Below are 17,930 nucleotides of genomic sequence, written 5' to 3'. Positions count from 1 at the left end.
CCCGCCAAAGATAAGGGCCGCGAAGGTATATCCTTTGAGAGAAGCAAAACCATTGAAGCCTATACCCAGCAAAAGAAAGAAAACCACTAAGGGAAGACCAGCCGACGAAAGGTTGCCCATGAAAACCATTATCACAAAAAATAAAAGTGATATTGCCGCCAGCACTAAACTGGATTTATATATGTTCCAATTTTTCAAAATATAGTTTTTAGGTTACCAGCTTGCTTTTCCAAGGCAGCAACGTTAGTTTTTACTTTTGATTAAGGTTTCCCGTGATTAATTGCCACTCCTTTTTTCTTCCCGCTCTTTCAAGAAGGCATCCAATTCCTTTTTAGGCATTGGTAGGTTTGGATATTTGTTCAACCACTCCTTGAAATCTTTTTCAAAAACCGCATCGTCTACCACAAATCTTTCATTGACATACTCATACTTATTCGTACTCATACAGAACCTGTTGAACTCATCGCGAAGAGCGGTATATTCCCCTGAAATGACCACTTGTTGAACCAAATGGGCGGGGATGAAACTTACCCCCGTAGACTTGGCCAAGACCACATCGCCGGGCAATACGGTAACCCTTCCTATCCGAATAGGACCATTTACCGATTCTATCATCATTTCCTTGATGGCCGATGGATCAGAACCCCGAATCCACGCGTTGAACCCTTCAATTTGTGAAAGTCCTTCCACATCACGAACAGATCCATTGAAAATGACACCTCGTTTTCCTGCTTTATAGATGGCATTGCCCAAGTTGTCACCGATCAATGTTCCATCGATCATTTTACCATAGCTGTCCGCCACATAGACATCCCCATCCATTAACTTGATAATGGGCGCATAATTGGTCACAGGGGTTTTAGTGCCCTCCTTTTCCGCCTGCTTCTGGATGTAGGTATCAAAGTCTTTACGGAAAGGCATGAATTGGGCCGTTACCACACGACCGGTCATGACTTGGTCCGGATGCAGAATTTCCCATCCATTCTCGTAAGTACTGGCAAAATTCTCAAATTGGTTGCTGTAGCCATTTCTTTTTAAATTTCCCCATACTTCTTCCATTGACAGTGTCTTTAGGCGTTCCAGTAGCTCATCCGATACTTTGGGTCTTCCGTCCGAAGTCCTCTCCCCTGTCCATTCAGAAGTCAACGCTTTGATTGTTTCCGGTTGCCAGACTACATTTTGTGATTGTAAACCCATAACGGTACAGACAATGGCAATACATGATATAAATACTTTTTTCATAATGTTATATTTTAATTAATGTCGTAATAGATTCATTTTTCAAATTTTTTTTTCCATGGGTTATGGGACCCTGACCTTGATCAACACCTTTTTGATGGTATCATGACCCTTTTCCCTAAATGCCGGACGGTGAATCTCCTTTGGAGAAAAAATAAAGAATGTTCCGGGCTTGCCCACATAGAACTTCCCATTTTCCACATTGTAGTTCTCTACATCCCGCTTGAGATCGTAGGCCGCCGTTGAGGTGTATTTGGAATTCTTCAATGAAGCGACCCCCATACCGGCCTTCCCTTTGGCCACATACTGCAAATCGTTGAAATTTTGATGGGTTTCCCAGTTTATTTCCGAAATATCCTTGGTAGGGCCTTCGGAAACAAATGCGGTTACATTACCTTCATCAATGACATACCTTCCAGGCTCCAATGTTTCAAGATTGTGTGATGCCAGAAATTCAAATGCCTTGTTCCACCAATCTGGATTACTGCAATATTGGCGTGCCAGTTCCTCCATGTTTATGGATTTGTGGGGCTTTAGTTTTGCCCCGTTCAACCAAGCCTTGCTTTTATACCATTTGGCAATGCTCTCCTTGTTGCATGGTGTCTTCGCATTTTGTGCATATGCACCTATGGCACAGCATACGAACAGCAATAGCAGACCTGCCCTTTTTACCAAGAGTTTATGTAAAATTCCCATGATCTTGTCTTTACTGATTAATATCCTGGGTTTTGTTCAAAATCGTCCCGGTTGGTAAGACGGTCTATCATGTTGCTGGGAATAGGGCGAAGCAAATGTTTTTGTTCGATATTGCCCCTACCCAAGGTATTGTACAACTGTACCCTTTCTATCAACTTGCCCGTCCTTTTCAAATCGGCCCATCTAAGTCTTTCGGCTCCTAGTTCCAATGCCCTTTCATCCAAGATAAAGTCTATGTCCAGTTGGTCTTCGGTGATTTCCATGGCCGTTTCCTTTCCTGGCCAAGCAGCCCGATGCCTGATGGTATTGATATGTTCCACAGCCTCCGGCAAATTTCCAAGTTTCATGTGGGCCTCTGCTGCAATCAAGTACATTTCGGCCAAACGAATCTCGATGACATTCTTGGTGCCTACCCCACTGTTGATGGATGGCCTTAATGGATCTTTGTACTTTCTCATGTGTGGAAACAATTCCCTGGAACCCGTTGGGTTTTCCCCATCATACAAATCATTGATGTCAAAAACCCCATATTTTTGTTCCAACACTGCTTCTTCATCATCCGGAACGTCCCATGGAACATAGATAAATGCCGTATCGCCAATCTGCATGTTGGTGGGTAGGGTGGACTCATTGTTGGCAATCCAAGCTGTTTTCCACGACTTTGCAAATCTGGAATCGTTCTCCCGATTGGAAGCCAATAGATCAAAGTAGTACCGGGTTGCCACGAACCTTGGCCAAGGGCGGTCATTCTCCAGTGCCCGGGTCATTCCTGGTTGCAGGTCATATCTTGGAGTAAAGTATAGAAAGTATGCATTTCCACTTCCGTTCAAACGCTGGTCCTGTGAGAATTGAATGGACCAAATTACCTCGGAATTCTCCCTGTTGTCCACATCCCATAATCTCGAATAATCATCCAATAGGGCCAATCCATGGTCGTTGATCACGTTTTCGGCAAATTCGACGGCCTTGTCATTTTGACCAAGAGTTAGATACACCCTTGCCAATAAAGCCTGTGCTGCTACTTTTGTTACCCTTCCAAATTCATCTTGTGTTTCGGGAAGATTTTGCTCCGCAAAAAGCAAATCGGACACAATCTGAGCATACACCTCTGCTTCCGAAGCCCTTGTGGCCGTAGTGACCACTTCAGTAACTTCTTCGGTAATCAGTGGCAAGCCACCAAAGTGCATCACCAAAATATGATAGTACCACGCTCTAAGAAAATAGGACTCGGCCACTTTTTGGTTCACTTCACTTTGTGTCATCTCCTCAACTTCACCCGCTCTTGAAATGGCGGTATTACAGGCCGCAATGCCTTGGTAAAAGGGGGACCAAAGGTTCCACAGAACCGGATTGGCCGGCTGTATTCCCGAATTATAGGCATTGAACTCTATGAATGTTCCATCGGATCCGTTGGTCCAAAGATCGGTTCCGAAGAAAACGAGTGGCGCAAAATTGTTGCCCCCCGCGAACAGACTTCTGGTAAAGGTATAGTTGGAGTTTACCAAATCCTTATAACCTTTTTCGGTCTTGAAGTATGAATTGACCGGTGGGGACACTATTTTCTCCTCATCCAGAATATCCGTTGAGCAACCAAATAAGAATATGGCAACTACAACACATAATATAATTTTATTGATAAGCATTTTCATAACCAAAATTTTAAAATTGAACATTAATACCTAGAATCATAGTCCTTGTTGCAGGATAAGAGGAAATGGTCCTGGTACCATCATCCCCTACAGATCCGTTCAGGTCTGGTTTCATGTTAAAATCCCTTAGTTCAGATTTTGTCCAATATGCCAGGTTCTCACCGGATAGGTAAAGCCTTAAACCGGTAAATGGCATCTTGTCCAACAGTGATTGTGGGAATCGGTATCCCAACGATATCTGCCGTAGACTGATCAAACTGGCATCCCTATATCTGAGGGTACTGCCATATAGACCGCTTCCCTCGTACAATTGATTTGGTCTTGGGTAATTATTTGTAGGGTTGGTCGGGGTCCAATAATCAAACACCAACTTGTTATACCTCTTCTTGGCGAAGGGAGCGAACGCTTCAATTGCGGTCATACCGCCCCACCTGATATAGGTCTGGAAAGAAAGATCAAAGTTTTTGTATTTGAAGGTGTTGGTAATATTGCTCACAAAATCTGGTTGTGCGCTTCCCAATACCATTCTATCCGCATCGGTAATGGCCCCGTCATTGTCCACATCCAACACTTTTATTTGGCCGGGTTCCTCACCGTAACTTGCGGCTTCAGCGCTTTCGTTTTGTTGCCATATCCCGATCTTCTTGTAATCGTAGAATACTTCTATAGGTTCCCCAATGAACCATCTGTTCCCAACATCGTCCACTTTCCCGTTGTACAGTTCTTCAATCTCCGTGTTGTTCTTAAAGAAGGTAAGGTTGGTCTGCCAATTAAAGTCTTCCTTGGCTATGTTCACAGAATTCAAGGAAAGCTCCAAACCTTTGTTCTTGGTCTTCCCTACATTCTGCAATACTTGATCGTAACCAGAAGTGATAGGCAGTTTTCGATACATAAGGAGGTCATAGGTATTCGTATTATATATATCGACCGTACCTGACAATCTTCCCTTGAACAGCCTGAAATCCAGACCGAAATTGTAAACCGCAGTGGTTTCCCATTTAAGGTCCCTGTTCTCCAATTCCGTTGGATAGTATCCAAAACCTGGCTCTTCGTTCCAAGAATAGGCACTCCTTGTAACGCCACCCTGGGTTTGGTATGGGCTAATTCCCTGGTTACCGGTAACCCCATAGCTCAATCTCAATTTTAGGTCATCCAACCAATTTTGGGTTCCTTCCATAAATTTCTCACTCGAGAGTCTATAGGCAAAGGCAGCAGAAGGGAAGTAACCCCATTTATGTTTAGGTGAGAACTGGGAGGCACCATCCGCCCTGATGGACAAGGTTAAAAGGTATTTACTGTCATATCCATAAAACACCCTTCCCGCGTAAGACAACAGGTCGGTTTCTATTAGGTTGGAACTTACCGAATTCACCAATGTGGCGCTTCCCAGATTGTGATATCTGGATTCTTCATAAGGAAGATCACTGACCCCTGCACCACTGGTCTCCACCCTTGTGGATTGGAATCCCTGAATTGCAGTTAAGGTCAGTTGATGCTTTTCATTAAATAGTTTGTTATAGGTCAGCACACTTTCATACAACAACAGGTTATCCACTGAATTGTTAATATCCGCAGTTGGCGTTCCTAGGTTTCTTGCCAAAGAATAATAACCAGCTGATTCCTTTATGGTCCTCAAATTAAAATTGGTTCCCAGGTTCAACCTATAGGTCAAATCAGGGGTGACTTTGGCCTCTGCAAAAACGTTCAGAACTGCTCCCCAACTTTTATTGTCCCATCTGTATGAATCATATATGAAATCTGCCAAGGGGTTCAGCAAAAGACCGTCAGCGGTCGCTGTAAATCTGGGAGTGCCATCATCATCGTACAGTTTTCCCAAAGGGCTTGACTGAAACGCCTGGAACAAGGCTGCGCTTGATTTTCTCTTGTTGTATGAATGATTCAACAGTATGGAAGCTCCTCCACTAAAAATAGGGGAAAACGTAAAATCCAAGTTTGTCCGGATGCTGTAACGATCAAAAATCTCCCCTGGAATTATACCTTCTTGTTTAAAATAATTCCCGGAAAAATTATATTTCACCTTATCCGACCCTCCACTTACCGTGAGTTGGTGTTTCTGTTGAAGACCATGCTGGTAAAGCATATCCTGGTAATTTAGTCCTTTACCACCTTGCCTAAGACTCTCAATTTCTATCTCATCGAATATGATATCATCGTATTCGTCGCTTGTTCCTCCTTCGGGATAGCCCCCGATGGCCCTATATGCCTCCCTGGCAATTTCAGCATATTGCGGTCCATTGGCATAGGGAATGGTTCCATAGGCCATAATAGGCCCCGCATAACTTTCAAAAATGAACTTTGGGGCTCCTGTGGCACCTCTTTTTGTAGTGATAATGATAACGCCATTTGCCCCCCTTGCACCATAAATGGCAGTGGACGAGGCATCCTTTAAAACATCCACACTTTCAATATCATACGGGTTGATATCGTTCAATGTTCCATAGTATGGAGATCCATCCAAAATGATCAACGGATCATTGGTCGCCGTAAAGGAACGTTGTCCCCTTAACTGTAATTGGGCAGATGCCCCAGGACCTGTACCGGATGCCACCACATCCAATCCAGGAATCCGACCGACCATACCACCCTCAATGGATGTCATGGGAATATCTGCAATATCTTCGGTATCAACCGAAGCGACGGAACCTGTTATGTCCTTACGCTTTTGTGTACCATAACCCACTACGACAACCTCATCCAGAGACTGAGAGTCTTCCAACATGACAACATCTATTGTGGTGGATTGGCCCACGGTTATTTCCTGGCCGGCAAATCCTATGGAACTGAAAACCAAAATGGATTCGGGGCCGGAAACCTGAAGGGAGTAGTTGCCATCGAAATCTGCGGCCACTCCATTGGTGGTCCCTTTTTCTACAACATTGGCGCCGGGAATGGGGACACCTTGGTTATCGGTAATGGTTCCATTTACGGTATATTGCACAGGTATGGCCAAAGGAATGTTCCTCTTTTCCTTGTTTTCCTCGGCGTCCTTACTTTTGGGTTTTCCCGATGTCCTTTTCAGGACAATCTGGTTCTTGACCATGGAATAGTTCACGGGTTCCCCATTAAAGATCATTTCGAGGATATCCGCAACTTTCTTGTTCCTCACTTTTAACGAGATCTTCCGATCTTCGTTTATCTCTCCACTTTTATAGAAAAATTTGTAGCTGCTTTTGGACTCAATTTTTTCAAGTACGCTTTGTACAGTCTCATTTTCAATATCTAAATCTATTTTGGTATTTTGTGAGAATGAATTTGCATTTACATTTAAAAGAGCGAATACCAAAAGAACGAATGAGAGCTTCATAGTCCGGTTCTTGTTTAGAATATTTCCCAATACCGAGGGAAACCAATCTATTTTTTGCATAATTTTGAATGGTTTTGATTAGTTAGTAACATTTCTATTTAGAATCAATCCTTGTCGGGAAGTGTTGCCGCACTTCCCGATTTTTGTTTATGTACATTTTATCATAGGCCGCTTTCCTTTTTGTTTATAATAATTTTTCCGTCGTTGATCTGATAATCAAAATTGGCACTTTCCTTAAAGGTGTTCATAAGGTCTATGATGGACTCCTCATTGAACTTACCATTGAAACGTGCAGAGGTCAGTTCGGCATAATTGTTCTGTATCTCCACATTATACCTACGTTCTATTTTTTTTATGATTTCCGGAAAGGATTCATCATTGAAAATGAGTATATCCTGAATCCAAGCTATATAGTCCCCTACATCAACTTCCTCCACATTTAGGCCCTCGGGCACCAAGGAAGCTTTCTGTCCAGGTTTTATGACCAATGGTTTTGCTATTTCCGCGGTCCCACCTTGGTGGCTTACCGAAACACTTCCCTCTACCAATACGGTATGTTGCTCAGACCCATTGTATGAACTCACGTTAAAGTGGGTACCTAGAACTTTTACTTCCATATCATTGGATTTTACCACGAAAGGATTTTCTTCGTCCCTTGTCACCTCAAAATAGGCCTCCCCTTCCAAAAACACTTCACGGAAATTTCCCGGAACAAAGCCCACCGGAAATTTCAGACTCGTGCCTGCGTTCAGATGCACTTGGGTACCATCAGAAAGTACCAGCTGAAATGTTTTTCCCATAGGGACATTTATCTCATTGTAAACCAATTCTTTTGAGGAGGAATTCTTTTTGTAGCTGAGCACTCCCCCTTCTTGGGAAGCGATGACCTTACCATCCTTATCCAGAATATCACCGGCCGCGTTCTCACTCAGATTGTTTTTGCCTTCACCTGTTTGTAATACCACCATTTCTTCATCAATAGGTAAAAGATGGTCTTGAACCGTTACATTTTTGAAATAGAGTAAGGAAGTCAAGGTTATTCCAACCACCACAGCGGCATATTTTATCCAATCCTGATGGTACACCCTACCAATAGTGTATTTCTTCTCATTAAGGGTCTGTTGCTTTATTTTATCCCAAATCTCTTGCTTCTTCGAGGCATCAAAACCCCAATCGGTCCATATTTTGGAATCGTCTTGGTAGGAGTCCAAAAAGGTTTCCAAAAGCCTTTCTTCCTCTGGTGAGCATTCTCCCTTCAGATACTTTTCAAATAAGGATTGGGCCTGTTTTTTGTTTAGGTATTTCATGCTTTCGCCGTTACGGGTGATTATCCCCTCTTATACCTAAGTACCAAAACAGCTTAAAGAGTACTACTCTATTTTAACTTTTTTTTGATGATTTGATAATTTTACACCAACAAAACCATGTCAATCGCAAATTGACAAGTAGATTATCCTGAAAACACGCAGTATGAATTAACCTATTTGAAGAAAAAAAATCAATGTAAGAGGTGTCCGCTATAGGGTAAGCATGAAGATAATGATAGGGTAAATAACAATCTGTTCCTGTGTCATTTGTTCCCTCAATTTTTTGATGGCCTTGCTTACTTGGTTCTTGACAGTTTGTATGGACATACCCAACTCTTCGGCAATCTGTTTGTTGGATTTTTCCTCGAACCGGCTCATAATAAAAATTTCCCTGCATTTGGGGGTGAGCTTATCGACCAGGCTGTTGATCAAGGACTCCAATTCATCAAACTCGATTTGGCGGGAAGCATTCAAAGACGCGTCCACTAAATTCAATCGGGTGAGGTCTTCCTGTTTAAAATGCTGGTTTCGGAATGATTTGAATACCTGAAACTTTACCGATTGATAGAGATAAGGTTTTAAATGGGTAATATTGTTTTCCTTTCTTTTCTCCCAGAGTTGGATAAAAACATTTTGAATAATGTCCTCACAGATTTCCTGATGTTTCAAGATATTCATCGCATACAGGAACAGCTTTTCCGCATACTTGGAATATATCCATTTATAGGCAACTTCATCATCGTTTTGTAACCGCAAGAGCAGTTCTTGATCGTTTTCTGGCATTGGTATTTGGTTGAAGTTGACATAAATCTAATTATTTTATTTAAATAATAACAATTTGATAATAATATTCCTACATATTATTAATAATTCAAACTTATGCGAAAACGTTTTTTATTTGAAAATCAATGTATTTTAGGTATTCAACATCCTCAAAACGACCTAACCATGATTCACCAAACCCAACAACAAGGTGTTTTTGAAGGATGTTTATGGTATTTGTGGAAAATCAAAAAATGAAAGGATAGATAAAGATGAAATTACCATTATCCAATTCCGCTTCAATAGGGAATGCGCTTTGAATTTTACCCAATTATGAATAATGTTCAATCAATTGGCAAACGATCCCTCTTGACTGCGGATGACCAAGTTTTTTGAAGAGGTGTTTGCAGGTTGATACCAGCGCTGTAAACGACGTTTTCTTCAGGTTTTTTAACTTGAAACTGTGCCACTTTTACCTTCTTTCTTTCATAAATGGAAAGCAAGGCTGCTAGTACTATGACATTTTTTACGATGTATTGTCCAACCAGTGTCAAGGCAAACGGACCAGTACCGAACACCTCGTCAGGAAAGAAAAGAAATGGCGTAAAGGTGAGGACCATGTGTACTATAGCGACAATAACCGCAATTCTCCTGTAGAGTTGACTGATCAGTAAAATGCCAAGGCCTACTTCCCAAATGGCCAACAGAATGATGGAAACCTCATCAGGGAGTAATCCAAAGGTCAGTTGATGAATGGTGTTTTTGGCCAGACCCTCTGCAGGACTAAGATTGGGAACAAATTTCAAGGCTCCGAACCATAGGTACACGAAACCTATGGCGATGGAAATCCATTTGTGATTGGTTTTTAGTTTAGTAGTGTCCATTAGTGTAGATTAAATTTTCATATTGATTCCGAATATGATCTGACGAAAACCGCCGGCAAAAATGCCAGAAGTGGCCCGGTTCAACCTTGAGGCACGGTAAACGTCATCCGTTATATTTTTTCCATTGACAAAAACAGTGGCATCTATCTTGTCACCAATATTAAAATCATAATTAACAAAGGCATCCACGGTGGTATAGGATGGCAGTTCCCCGATGGCTCCATCGGCAGATTCATTTACAAAATTGTGAAACTCGGTATACTGTTTGCCCACGTGTTGCATATTGAATCCGCTTGAAAATCCCTTCCAGTCATAGTTCAATCCAAGGTTCATGTTTATTTTTGGAGTGTAAGGCGCCTGTGTGTCGCTTAGTCCGTTATCACCAAAGGTGATGACGCTTTTGGTAATATTGGCAAAGTCAGCGGCATCGATAGTTGCATCAGTTAACAGTGTCTCACCTGCCCCTTCATCCACATAAATTTCAAATGCATTTCTGTTTGCATTTACTTTGTTGATGTATTCAACTTGTGTAGCTGTACTGTGGATGACTTGTGAGAACAAATCTTTATCCTCCAAGCGACCTTCCATTACTTTGGAATGTAAATAGGTTACGTTGGCCAAAAAATGGAGTTGATGATCATTCTTTTTGAACAATTCCGCGTTGATCGCCATTTCAACACCTTGTACATTGATCTTACCCAACTCGCTGAACACCTCATTACGCCCCCCCGCATAAAAGTTTCGGCTGGCATTATGAAAATAGGTCAACTGCCCTTGGATGCAATTTTTAAGCAGGCTTCCTCTCCATCCCACTTCTTTGTTCCAACTCAGTTCAGGATCAATATTGATGCTTTGTCCAGCCAATGGATTGGTTACAATACCATTCTGTTCCACTAAAAATCCAAATACCTTGGAAGGCGCGATCATACCTTCATAAACACTTCCGAAGAATTCGCCATTGGCATACGATTGACTAAGGGTCAACCCTGGTAAAAATTGGTTGTATACATTGGGTTCCCTTCCCTCGGAAATACTCTGCAAATCTGGATCTTGGGCCAAGGCCAGCAAATTTTGTCGGTACATATCCACATGTTCATACCTGAGAATTGGAATAACGGAAAGGTTTCCAAAATGGAATTCATTTCTGATATAACCATTTGCAGACCAAAGTCGGTACCACAGATCTGTGGTGGTTCTTCCATTGCGGGCCCAACGGGAACTATCCGCCTCCAACAAGACATCTTTAAAGGTTTCCCGATGTAAATTAACACTGGCTTCAAATTCACTTGGTGCATTAAAGGCTTCCCATTTGGCCTTGATGGTTTCCTTAATCCCACTCACTCGGTAAATCCATCGACTGTCCGTTGTGCTTTCCCGACCGTTCAAAACCCTTCCTACAATGACATAATCTTCATCGCCAAAAGTTTTCCCTGCCAAATATCCATATCGGTCTTGAAAAATGTCTTCGCCTACATAATCCTGAACTTCGGAAGCCTTCACTTTGGCCGTCACTTGTCGCCACCAATCCCTTTCAAAATCGGAAGCATATACTTTGGTGGTAAAACTTAGGTTTTGATTCGGTATGTATTTATGGATAATGTCCACCCCATATCGCCTCATCGTAAATTGATCGGCATCCAAAGGATTTTGGGTGTAATCCGTTTCAAATGTGAAAGGCGTTTGTGAGCTTAAGGATGCCTGGTTGTCCTCAAATTGTCCACTAACCTTAAAATATAAAGATTGGTCTTCGGATAGCTGGGCAAAAATCTTGGCATTCAAGTTTAAAATCTCCACGGAGGAATTATCGGTAAATCCATCAAACTTTTTATAGACACCTTCAACCAACCCACCAATCTGGTTCCATGTGCCTCCGTAAGAAAAAAGCCCTGATGTATAGTTGCGCTGTCCACCCGTCAACTTTAATCGTAAAGTCGGTTTTTGTGGAGGAAGTGCTGTAATATAATTCACAGCACCATACATGTTGTTGGGTCCGTACTTTAAAAGATCGGCTCCCTTATACACTTCAATGGATGTGATACGATCGCTTACCGGATTGTAATAGGCTCCAGGGGCAATGTATGGGGCCGGTGCTGATGGGGTACCATCCTCCATAAGCAATACTTTTTTGGAACGTCTTCCCCATGATCCCCTGATACTGATGTTCGGACGGTTGGACAAACCCATATCCCCAACAATGTTTACCCCGGGAATAGTCCGCAAAACTTCTTCGGTACTCAAGGGATTTATATTTTGAAGGGTAACCGGATTGATCCTAAAATTACTTCCCACAAAATCCGACTTGAAATTTTTTGCCGAGGCACTGACCACCACCTCATCCAAAGTGGTATTGGATCTGGTGAGCTGAAGTGTTCCCAAATCCGAAGTAGTTCCGGAAACGGGCAACAACAATTCCTCGTATCCCAAATATTTAACAATCAATGATTTATCATCTCCATCAACCAACAATTGAAAACTTCCATAATCATCGGTCAACGTTCCTTTTCCACTGGGAGACACTACAATCTGGGCGCCCAATAAGGGCTGTCCATCTGCTGCATCCACTACTTTTCCGCTAAGATTTATCTGTGCATGACCCACATATCCAGCGAAAATAAAAGTCATAAAAAAGAAGGTCGTAATTCGGATTTTGAAAAAGGGATTCATGAAATTGGTCTGTTTACAAAATTTGGAGTTGGATCGGAGGAAGATCAAATCCTGTTCGAACTTCCTCCTACCATGTGGTTCTAGTTCTTGAATTCATTCATTAGTTCTGGAGCCACTTTTACTTTCTTATTGGCAAAGCGATAGGAAACTCCAACATTGATCAAATAATCCGCGAAGGCGGCATCCCCATTTCTGGGCTCTCCGGTCAATTGCTCCGTCTCTTTATCCGTTACACTTTGCGGGCGATCCCTTCTTACCGCAAACGGCACATTTAGGTTTAGGGAGAGGTTATTCTTCATGAATGCAATTCCCGGATCAATGGACAAAACGTTGCCTGGCCTTCTAAACCCTTCGTTACCTCCGATCAGATCTTTTACAGGAACGCCTTCATATCGGGCTCCCAAGGAACCGGAAAAATTGGCTCCAAATGCATGACTTACGCCAGCACGCAAAGAAAATTGATCAGGAACGGCCATTATGGCCTCGTTTTGCAAAATTGGGCTCAATGTTTCCCGAAAAGTTCTGGTACCGTTGGTCTCCCTAGGATTGATCAAGTAAAATCCACCTCCGTAAGCGAAAAACTTTTCGGCAATTTTTTGGTAAAACTGAAAATCCAAAGTGATACCGAATCCACCGTCACCAGGTTGGATACTTTGATCAACCGGTCTAACCTGTGGACTTCCTTCTGGACCAACGTTGTAGAAAATATCGGAAGCATTATAATTTCCAGTCGGCAACTTTAGACCTAGGCCCAATGCCAAGTTTCCATTTTGGTGCTCTACAGGATCAAAGACCCAGTAGCCCATTCCTACCCTGATATCGGCCAGACCTCTTGAAAAAGTAGTATTTCTTTCTGTTCTTCCATGCTCATAAAGAGACGAACGAGTGTTGATAACCGTGGGAATGGTAATGCTGGCATACAACCGATCCGTAATACCGTAGGTAAGGAAGAAATCCCATGAATGGGAATGGTTGATGACTTCTGTCTCATTGGCTACGCGGTCCGGTTCTTCCTCTGTTCCCCTGAAATGTCTGAACGATTTGAAATAGCGATAATTGGATCCTACTTGGATATCCCCAGCACCTAAAAGGTTATTCTCCAAAGTGGTCCCCACACAGGAAGAAAAATGTCTGATGGCCACACACCCTTGTGCCTGGGCAAATTGCGACCCAATAAATGAGGTCAGGATAAAACATAAAATAGTCAGTGATCGTGTTGTTTTCATCATTTGTTTAGTTGATTGGTTTGCTCTTCAACGATCCAATGCAAAAAGGACCCTTGTACCTGAATTAGAGCCAAAGTAGAATTATAGCCAATGACAAATGACTAATGGAAAAGTAAGAATGCTTAACGAACGGTTAATGGAATTAAACAACTATTAACCACGCTTACCTAAAAGTTAGATAGGATTTTACTAAGTCTTCTGCTTGTAAATATTGGGTAAGCTGATACCAAAACGAACAGCCAAAAGTCGTAAGGAAATAACCACTACTATGGCCGCGATATAGGCATAACTTTCCTTAAGTGATAGGGAAATGAACAGAAAATAACTGGCCCCGCCAACGATGCAAGCAGTGGCATAAATCTCTTTTCTAAAAATCACTGGGATTTCATTACAGAGGATGTCTCGGATGACACCTCCAAAACATGCGGTCATGGTTCCTAAAAAGATACACATGATAGGCAGAAGTTCCGCTTCCAGTCCTTTTTCAACCCCCAACATTGTATATAGACCTATCCCGATGGTATCGAACAAAAAGAGGGATTTTCTAAGGTATTTTAATTGATTCACAAAGATAATGGCAAATACCACGGTAATAAAGATGGTGCTCACATAGGTTAGATCCCGCATCCAAGCTACTGGTGTGTTTCCAATAAGCAAATCGCGTAATGTACCCCCGCCAATAGAAGTGACAAAGGCAATGATCAACACTCCAAAAAGGTCCAGGCGTTTTTCCATGGCCACCAATACGCCAGAAATGGCAAAGGCCACCGTACCCAAAATATCAATGGTCTGGTAGAGCATGATTACATTTTTTGGGTGTAAAAATTGTAGTCTTTCAGCACAGTATCCAAATAAGGCACATCATAGAGCGTAGAATTGGTTTTCAAGATGCTGTCCACCTTCAACCTCAATGTAGTCAAGGTTTTAAAATCCCCACTCTTTTTGGCAATATGATAGGTTTCCTTGATCAACCGCACATCCTTGTCAGTAAGCAAGGTAACGTTAGTGAACTGGGGCACATACTCCTGCTCTACTTCCTCCAAAATAGTATGGGATACCTTGGTTTTTTTCTTGGTGCTGATTACTACGGTACCTGCGGCCGCGTCTCCAACACGTTGTCTTTTTTCGGAAAACAAAATGCTCAGAATCCCAATGGAGCCTAAAAAAATCCAAATGTCCACTAATCTAAGCATCCATCGCACCAGCAAGTTACTCCAATGTACAGGAGTACCATCCAAACGGACCACCCGCATTTTCATCAACATCTTTCCTACAGTTTGTCCATTGAACAAACTATGCATCAGCAAAGAATAGAACATGGCCGGCAAAAAAATTAGAGCAGCCAATCCTCTTTGGGTCCATGTATCCTCATAAATAAACCCGATGGCATTGCTGATCAAACTCACCAAATAGGCATACATGTACAAAATAAGGCCATCAATTAAAAAAGCAACAATTCGCTCACCGACGCCAACGATTTTATAATCTAGGTTGACATTTTGCGTTGTATTGATTTGGAGGTTACCCATATAACCGTATTTTTAGATTTTAGGAAATTCCACGTATGCGCGAAGCTGCCTTTGTGAAACAAAATAAGGAAAAATGGATTGCTTTTGAAAAAGCAATTGCATCACGTTCACATTCCAATCCCGATACCTTGGTAGACGGATACATCCAGCTAACCAATGATCTGGCCTACGCGCAAACCTATTACGCTGAAAGCAAGACTTTATTGTACCTGAACTCCCTGGCCTCGCAGGCGCATCAGAAAATTTACAAGAACAAAAAAGAATCAGGTAACCGGATTTTGGAATTTTGGGGCAAGGAGTTTCCATTGTTCTTTAGGCAATACCACAAGACCTTGCTCATTGCTTTCCTGATCTTTGCGGTGGCCACAGCCATAGGTTCGCTCTCAGCTTTAAATGACTCCACTTTTGTTAGATTGATCTTAGGTGATGCTTACGTGAACGAAACCCTGAACAACATTGCCATGGGAGAGCCCACTGCTATTTATAAAAGTGGTAGTGAAATAGGTACTTTTTTGGGCATTACGATTAATAACATCCGTGTGGGGTTCTTGGCATTTGCATTTGGGGTGATCACCAGTATTGGTACCGCATATATATTGTTCAGCAATGGAATCATGTTAGGTGCCTTCATCACTTTTTTTTATACGAAAGGCGTATTTTTTGAAGCCAACCGACAAATTTGGCTCCATGGCACGATTGAGATTTCTGTGATCATCATTGCCGGATGTGCGGGACTGATCATGGGCAATAGCATTTTGTTCCCTAAAACCTATTCCAGGAGAGTTTCGTTCATGAGAGGTGCCAAGGATGGATTGAAGGTGGTGGTAAGCACCATCCCCTTTTTCATTATTGCGGGCTTTATTGAAGGATTCATTACTCGCTATGCCCAAATGCCCGACTGGTTGGCATTTTTGATCATTGGCGGCTCCTTGACCTTGATTGTATTTTATTATATCCTATACCCCATACTACTAAACCGAAAATTACATGAAGGACAAATACATTGAACTCCGAATCAATAGAGACTTCGGAGATATCCTTTCCGTTTACTTTGATTTTTTACGCCAGAATTTGAAAAAGTTCACCAACGTTTTCTTGAGTTACAATGGTGTTTTTTTGATCGGCCTTTTGATCACCAGTTATTTTTTGGTATCGGGTTTCGTAGGAATGATCACAGACGGATACAACCAATATGGTGTTAGTGCAAACCCTGGAAATACGGAAGCGTATGTCACCTATTTGATTATAGGGTTTGCCTTATTCGCCATCATTTTTTTGGTGGTGTCGGGATTCAATTACAGTTTGAGCTCTTCTTATTTAGTGAAGTATGATGAACATAAAGGAATGGATTTTGATAAAAAGGAAGTTTGGCTACATACCAAAAGTAATTTGGGCAACACGCTACTTTTTATCTTGATGTTGATTCCCATTTACATAGGATTTTTCATAGTGGCAGTTATTATGGCTTTTATTCCCTTGCTGGGTATGATTGCCCAATATATTGTCCAATTTGGGATGACCGCTTGGATCGGGGTTTCATTTTTCAGTATGCTCAGTCAAAATAAAGGAACCATTGAAGGGTTTGGTGAAGGCTGGAATTTGGTCATCAATAATTTTTGGAGATCCGTAGGGGTCAATTTTATTTTAGGATTGCTCAATGGCCTGCTATTCTTCATCATTTTGATGGTTCCAATAATACTTGTTGGCATTTACACCTTTCATGTGGTTGAGAACAATATTCAGGTGGGCACTTCTGTGGTGGCAACTGTAATTTATACCCTTGGCACATGTCTGCTGCTCATTTTAATGATATATGCCCAATGCCTCTCTCAGTTTGTGAATGGAATTCTGTTCTATGCGCTCTATGAAAAAACTTATAATATCAATACCAGAAGTAAAATAGAACAGATAGGCCAAACAGAACAGTGATCAAACGGTTATACATATTGATTTTCCTTTTATGGGTAGGGGTGGGATTTGCCCAAAAAGATACCATTATACTTCCTTCGGATAAATCTTCTGTTCTAACCGAACGAAAGATATCGGATAGCCTCAACCAAAAATATGCAGGTGAGGAATTTGATTATGAAGTTAAAACAGGGGAATCGGCCAACCTGCTCAGTAGGGCGATTCGTTGGTTTTTGAACTTGTTGAACAATACCTTTGGGTTCGACATCTCGCCACAGACCCTTTTGATATTGGAGTACATTATTTATGCTTTAATGGGTGCTTTGGTAATTTACCTTTTGGTACGCATGTTCATCAACGAACAATTCAATGCCATCTTTACCAAAAAGGCCAAATCCATTCTTGATATTGACCTTTCAGAACAACATATAGAATCCATCGATTTGGATGCTTTGATGAACGAGGCCCTAAAAAGCAATGATTATCGATTGGCGGTTCGATATCAGTTTTTGAAAATTTTAAAACTCCTATCGCAACAGAACCTGATTGCCTGGCATTTTGAAAAGACCAATTCGGACTATGAACGGGAAATAAAGGAAAAACTTCTTCAGTCGGAGTTCAAAAAGGCTTCATACCTCTATGAACATATTTGGTATGGCGAACAACCTTTGGATGAAGTTGGGTATCAAAAAACAGATATCCGTTTCAATAAACTTAAAAATTTGATCACACGCTGAGTAT

At 41.8% G+C, this 17,930-nt stretch carries 14 protein-coding genes; 3 read left to right on the top strand and 11 right to left on the bottom strand.

Going from position 1 to position 17,930, the window contains the following annotated elements; genetic code table 11:
* Positions 1 to 276 precede the first annotated feature (276 nt).
* From LKX84_RS17695 to LKX84_RS17645, 11 genes are all read right to left on the bottom strand, one after another.
* Complete coding sequence (locus LKX84_RS17695) at positions 277 to 1,242, bottom strand: RraA family protein (RefSeq protein ID WP_228239039.1); 966 nt, start codon at positions 1,240 to 1,242, stop codon at positions 277 to 279.
* A gap of 60 nt (positions 1,243 to 1,302) precedes the next feature.
* Positions 1,303 to 1,935 carry a YhcH/YjgK/YiaL family protein gene (locus tag LKX84_RS17690; RefSeq protein WP_228239038.1) on the bottom strand — a complete coding sequence of 211 codons (633 nt, stop codon included), beginning with the start codon at positions 1,933 to 1,935 and terminating at the stop codon, positions 1,303 to 1,305.
* A gap of 17 nt (positions 1,936 to 1,952) precedes the next feature.
* Entirely contained in the window at positions 1,953 to 3,584 is a 1,632-nt protein-coding gene (locus tag LKX84_RS17685; protein ID WP_228239036.1) for a RagB/SusD family nutrient uptake outer membrane protein, read from the bottom strand.
* A 10-nt stretch (positions 3,585 to 3,594) separates the two neighbouring features.
* Positions 3,595 to 6,909, bottom strand: coding sequence for a TonB-dependent receptor (locus tag LKX84_RS17680; protein WP_228239034.1), 3,315 nt, complete (start codon positions 6,907 to 6,909; stop codon positions 3,595 to 3,597).
* A 161-nt stretch (positions 6,910 to 7,070) separates the two neighbouring features.
* A complete protein-coding gene (locus tag LKX84_RS17675) occupies positions 7,071 to 8,216 on the bottom strand; it encodes a FecR family protein (RefSeq protein WP_228239031.1) in 1,146 nt (381 codons plus the stop codon).
* Between the two features lie 210 nt (positions 8,217 to 8,426).
* Positions 8,427 to 8,999 carry an RNA polymerase sigma factor gene (locus LKX84_RS17670; protein WP_228239029.1) on the bottom strand — a complete coding sequence of 191 codons (573 nt, stop codon included), beginning with the start codon at positions 8,997 to 8,999 and terminating at the stop codon, positions 8,427 to 8,429.
* A 323-nt stretch (positions 9,000 to 9,322) separates the two neighbouring features.
* Positions 9,323 to 9,862, bottom strand: coding sequence for a DoxX family protein (locus LKX84_RS17665; protein WP_228239028.1), 540 nt, complete (start codon positions 9,860 to 9,862; stop codon positions 9,323 to 9,325).
* Positions 9,863 to 9,871: 9 nt separating this feature from the next.
* Entirely contained in the window at positions 9,872 to 12,484 is a 2,613-nt protein-coding gene (locus tag LKX84_RS17660) for a TonB-dependent receptor (protein WP_228239027.1), read from the bottom strand.
* Between the two features lie 122 nt (positions 12,485 to 12,606).
* A complete protein-coding gene (locus LKX84_RS17655) occupies positions 12,607 to 13,755 on the bottom strand; it encodes a hypothetical protein (protein WP_228239026.1) in 1,149 nt (382 codons plus the stop codon).
* 186 nt (positions 13,756 to 13,941) lie between these two features.
* Complete coding sequence (locus tag LKX84_RS17650; protein ID WP_228239024.1) at positions 13,942 to 14,553, bottom strand: trimeric intracellular cation channel family protein; 612 nt, start codon at positions 14,551 to 14,553, stop codon at positions 13,942 to 13,944.
* 2 nt (positions 14,554 to 14,555) lie between these two features.
* The gene (locus LKX84_RS17645; RefSeq protein WP_228239022.1) at positions 14,556 to 15,281 is read right to left on the bottom strand and encodes an RDD family protein; all 726 of its coding nucleotides are present in this window, start codon (positions 15,279 to 15,281) and stop codon (positions 14,556 to 14,558) included.
* Positions 15,282 to 15,316: 35 nt separating this feature from the next.
* Here LKX84_RS17645 and LKX84_RS17640 point away from each other — a divergent pair, with 35 nt between their 5' ends.
* The 3 genes from LKX84_RS17640 to LKX84_RS17630 are packed head-to-tail and all read left to right on the top strand — an operon-like array spanning position 15,317 to position 17,926.
* Entirely contained in the window at positions 15,317 to 16,288 is a 972-nt protein-coding gene (locus tag LKX84_RS17640; RefSeq protein WP_228239020.1) for a stage II sporulation protein M, read from the top strand.
* The gene (locus tag LKX84_RS17635) at positions 16,269 to 17,210 is read left to right on the top strand and encodes a hypothetical protein (RefSeq protein ID WP_228239018.1); all 942 of its coding nucleotides are present in this window, start codon (positions 16,269 to 16,271) and stop codon (positions 17,208 to 17,210) included. The genes LKX84_RS17640 and LKX84_RS17635 overlap by 20 nt, the downstream gene beginning before the upstream one ends.
* Complete coding sequence (locus tag LKX84_RS17630; RefSeq protein ID WP_228239016.1) at positions 17,207 to 17,926, top strand: hypothetical protein; 720 nt, start codon at positions 17,207 to 17,209, stop codon at positions 17,924 to 17,926. Before LKX84_RS17635 ends, LKX84_RS17630 begins: the two co-directional genes overlap by 4 nt.
* Positions 17,927 to 17,930 lie beyond the last annotated feature (4 nt).

Origin of the sequence: Allomuricauda sp. M10 (genome assembly GCF_020782875.1) — a bacterium.
Taxonomy (GTDB): domain Bacteria; phylum Bacteroidota; class Bacteroidia; order Flavobacteriales; family Flavobacteriaceae; genus Flagellimonas.
This window is presented reverse-complemented; position numbering and strand designations above follow the sequence as displayed.

Excerpts from the sequence above, each read along its gene's own strand:
- LKX84_RS17695 (WP_228239039.1), bottom strand. The coding sequence starts at position 1,242 with ATGAAAAAAGTATTTATATCATGTATTGCCATTGTCTGTACCGTTATG.
- LKX84_RS17690 (WP_228239038.1), bottom strand. The coding sequence starts at position 1,935 with ATGGGAATTTTACATAAACTCTTGGTAAAAAGGGCAGGTCTGCTATTG.
- LKX84_RS17685 (WP_228239036.1), bottom strand. The coding sequence starts at position 3,584 with ATGAAAATGCTTATCAATAAAATTATATTATGTGTTGTAGTTGCCATA.
- LKX84_RS17680 (WP_228239034.1), bottom strand. The coding sequence starts at position 6,909 with ATGAAGCTCTCATTCGTTCTTTTGGTATTCGCTCTTTTAAATGTAAAT.
- LKX84_RS17675 (WP_228239031.1), bottom strand. The coding sequence starts at position 8,216 with ATGAAATACCTAAACAAAAAACAGGCCCAATCCTTATTTGAAAAGTAT.
- LKX84_RS17670 (WP_228239029.1), bottom strand. The coding sequence starts at position 8,999 with ATGCCAGAAAACGATCAAGAACTGCTCTTGCGGTTACAAAACGATGAT.
- LKX84_RS17665 (WP_228239028.1), bottom strand. The coding sequence starts at position 9,862 with ATGGACACTACTAAACTAAAAACCAATCACAAATGGATTTCCATCGCC.
- LKX84_RS17660 (WP_228239027.1), bottom strand. The coding sequence starts at position 12,484 with ATGACTTTTATTTTCGCTGGATATGTGGGTCATGCACAGATAAATCTT.
- LKX84_RS17655 (WP_228239026.1), bottom strand. The coding sequence starts at position 13,755 with ATGATGAAAACAACACGATCACTGACTATTTTATGTTTTATCCTGACC.
- LKX84_RS17650 (WP_228239024.1), bottom strand. The coding sequence starts at position 14,553 with ATGCTCTACCAGACCATTGATATTTTGGGTACGGTGGCCTTTGCCATT.
- LKX84_RS17645 (WP_228239022.1), bottom strand. The coding sequence starts at position 15,281 with ATGGGTAACCTCCAAATCAATACAACGCAAAATGTCAACCTAGATTAT.
- LKX84_RS17640 (WP_228239020.1), top strand. The coding sequence starts at position 15,317 with ATGCGCGAAGCTGCCTTTGTGAAACAAAATAAGGAAAAATGGATTGCT.
- LKX84_RS17635 (WP_228239018.1), top strand. The coding sequence starts at position 16,269 with ATGAAGGACAAATACATTGAACTCCGAATCAATAGAGACTTCGGAGAT.